2 protein-coding genes and 1 pseudogene are annotated in these 3,247 nt (G+C 74.0%); 1 reads left to right on the top strand and 2 read right to left on the bottom strand.

Features of this window, described 5'->3' with window-relative positions; all coding sequences use genetic code 11:
* Positions 1-1,219: septation protein SepH (gene sepH, locus D455_RS0120875; protein WP_017572635.1), on the bottom strand; the 1,219-nt coding region annotated here is incomplete at its 3' end.
* Positions 1,220-1,791: 572 nt separating this feature from the next.
* Between sepH and D455_RS0120870 the strand changes: the two genes are divergently transcribed.
* Entirely contained in the window at positions 1,792-2,802 is a 1,011-nt protein-coding gene (locus D455_RS0120870; RefSeq protein WP_017572634.1) for a prolipoprotein diacylglyceryl transferase, read from the top strand.
* Positions 2,803-2,859: 57 nt separating this feature from the next.
* On the opposite strand, the pseudogene D455_RS0120865 reads toward D455_RS0120870, so the two are convergent.
* Positions 2,860-3,247: pseudogene (locus tag D455_RS0120865) on the bottom strand (RNA polymerase subunit sigma-70); the annotation flags it as partial.

Below are 3,247 nucleotides of genomic sequence, written 5' to 3'. Positions count from 1 at the left end.
CCGCCGGGACCGTGGACGCGGGCGGCTGGTCGACGGCACGGCGCGGGGTGCCGTTGTCGTTGAGGTCGATGGTGGCGCGGCGGCGGCGCGGGGCAGGGCGCTGCGGGGCCGGGGCCTCGGCGGCGGGCGGCGCCTCCTCGGGCTCCGTCGGCCTGACGGGACGGGCGTCCCGGGGCCACTCCGTACGGCGCTCGGGGCGGCGCTCCTCCACGACGGGTTCCCCGTGGACGGCCGGTTCCCCGTACGCGGGGGGCGCGGGACGCCGCTCGGGCTCGGCCCGGGGCATCGGACGCTCGGGCTCCCACTCCGGCTGGCGGCGTTCGGCGGGACGCTCCACGCGGGGCTCCGTGTGCCGCTCCCGCCCCGGCGAACGGAGTTCGGCGGGACGCTCGCGTTCCCACCCCGTGGGGCGGTGCTCCGCGGGCCGTTCCGGCTCGCGTTCGGCGGGGTGGCCGGGGCGCGCGACGCCGAGGGTCCCGGGGTGGGCGGTCGGCGCGGAGCGCAGGGGTTCGTCGGAGGACGGGCGCCGCGTGGCGGGGTGGTCGAGTTCGGCGCTCGGCTGGGCCTCGGGTCGGGGCAGGCCGGCGGTGGCCTCGGGGCGGCGCGGGGCGAAGGGCGTCACGTTCGCGCCGGGGGAGGACACGGGCTCGGGTTCGGCGGAGGAGAACCGGGCGGCCTCCTCGTCGCTGGGGGTCACGCTGTTGTGTCTGGGCTCGTACAGCCAGTGGGCGACGCGCTCCTCGCCGCCGTACAGGAAGACGAGCTTGAGCTGCCAGGAGCGGTCCTCGCGCTTCCACGAGTCCCACACCGCGTCACCGGTCTCCAGTTGGTGCGCGCCGATCCGCTTGGTGACCAACTCCTCCAGGGAGGGGCCCGGACCGGCCTCGCCGCGCACGCTGGCGCGCTGGGCCTGCTGGGCGATGTACTCGCGTTCCTGGAGGACGGGGCCCTCGAACCAGCGGACCCGTTCGATCGGTATACCGGAGATCTCGGAGATGGCCTCCGCGGTCTCGCCGGACCGGATGCGGGCCTGGATTTCCTTGGGGCGCAACGGATTCTCCACTTCGATCTCGTACTGGCCGAGCCGGGAGAACTGGCCGCGTACGGCGGCGCGGAGGCGGTCGTCGACGGGCAGCATGAAACGGGTTCCACGGCCGGTGCTGGCGAGCACCAGGTAGGTGCCGTCCTCGCTCACGGCCACGAGGCGAAGCTCGTGCATCGCCCTCCCTTTCGCGTCCCGTCGAGGGCAGGTCCCGCGACCCACCCCCGCGTTCTCCAAGTCTGGTCGGCCGACAACTGTTCGGCCAGTACCGCGCCCGGCATGTCCGAACTGTGTGCCCGCCTCCCGGTCCGCGGCATCCGCCGCGGTGGGAGCTGCCCCGGGTGTCCGGGGCCCTCACGGTCGCTTCTTTACCAATCTTGGCACGCTGACCCTTCGGCGACCGGGAGCGATCGCGGGGGAATGTCGCCGATCCCGCACGAGGGCTCCGCCGCGATGGTATCCCGCGCCCCTCGAATCACCCCAGGTCTGGGAAAAACTCCGATCCCGGACCGTTCCACATGAACATGGATCCTCCTGGACGCAACTCGACACGCCGATGTCTGCAAGAGAGTGATGCTTCTTATTTCGTGGCGTTATCGGAACCCTGTCGCCCTTGGGGTGAGTTATCAAGCTATGGGCGTTATGTGAAGTTTGTGATCTGTGGGGCTGTCTGCCCCACCACACGCCCATCCCACGCTTGCCAGTTCTCGCCGCGCCCCCGCGCGGCCGACGAAGGGGGGAACGGCCGGATGGGTCGGACCGGACACCACGACGACGATCACGGGGAAGAGGAGGAGGGGAAGAAGGGGAGGCGGATCGACCTGAGCGTCTCGCAGGTCGCCGGGGCCGGGGCCGCGACGCTGGCCGCGGCCACCGCCGCCTCCTACCTGAACGTGTACGGAACGATCATCGGCACCGCCGTCATGGCCGTTCTCAGCACTCTCGCCAGTCCCCTGCTGCAGCACTGGTTCTCACGCAGCGGCGAGCAGGCCAGACAGCTGGCGGGAAGGGCCGTCGCCCAGAACGGCGCCCGGGTCCCCCACGCACCGGGAGCGCCCGTCGCCCCCGAACCCGACGGGATCTCCGAGACCGCGCTGCTGAGGGAGGTCTCCGGGGCCGCGGACCCGGAGGAGTGCGACGCCACCCGCACCATGGCCCTGCCCGTACTGGACGGCCGTGCCGGCACGCTGACCGACGACACCCCCGGCACCCCCTCCACCCGTGGGGGAGGCGGCCAGCGCGGCCGACGCGGCTGGCGCTCCATGGTGGTCCCCGCCGTCGTGGTCTTCGTCCTGGTCATGCTGGTGGTCCTGCTCTTCGAGCTGTTCACCGGACGGTCCCTGACCTCCTGGACCCAGGGCGGGGACGAATCCACCGCGCCCACCCTGCTCGGCGGGACCACCTCCGCGCCCGAGGACCCCCGGGGCGAACCCGGGACTCCCACCGGTACCGGGGACGGCACCGACCCCTCGGCCGAGCGCCCGGAGGAGGAGGCCCCCGCCACCGACCAGCCGACCGAGCCCGCACCCGGAACCGGCGCACCCGAGGACGGCACCGCCGAGGAAGGGGCCTCCGAGGAAGGGGCCTCCGAGGCCCCCGACGACGACACGGGCGCGACCACCGAGCCCACCGAACCCACCGTTCCGCCGGGGGACGGCGAGACCCAGGGCCCGGAGGCACCCGATACCGGAACCGGGGAGCAGGGCGGCGGGGAGGAGGCCGTCCCCGCCCCCGAACCCGGCACGCCCCCGACGGGCTGAGCTCCGCGCCCGTGGCGGTCGGCGCGGGCGTGCGGAGGGCCCGCCGCCCGAAGGACCTCAGCCGTCGAGAACCGTCAGGTCGAGGCGCTGGAGGCGCTCGGGGTCGGAGAGCACGTCGATGGCGGCGACCCTCCCGTCCACGACGGTGAAGCCCATGACGGACACCGGCCGTCCCCGCACGGCGACGACCACCCCGGCCGCGCCGTTGACCAGCGCCGGACGGGCGAACGGGGAGAGCCCTCCGAAGGTGACGGCCTGTCCCGCCACGGCCCGCGCGCCGGTGATCACCTGTGTGTGGCGGGCGCGCGCGGTACCACCGTCGGCCCGCAGCACCACGTCGGCGTCCAGCACGGCCACGAGCCCCTCGAAGTCGCCGTCGCGGGCCGCCGAGAAGAACGCGTCGACGACCTCGCGCTGACGCGTCAGGTCGGGGTCCGGTGCGGGG

The organism is Nocardiopsis halotolerans DSM 44410 (assembly GCF_000341065.1).
GTDB classification, from domain to species: Bacteria; Actinomycetota; Actinomycetes; order Streptosporangiales; family Streptosporangiaceae; genus Nocardiopsis; species Nocardiopsis halotolerans.
This window is presented reverse-complemented; position numbering and strand designations above follow the sequence as displayed.

Bases quoted from the DNA above. Each gene is read 5' to 3' on its own strand.
- D455_RS0120870 (WP_017572634.1), top strand. From the start codon at position 1,792: ATGGGTCGGACCGGACACCACGACGACGATCACGGGGAAGAGGAGGAG.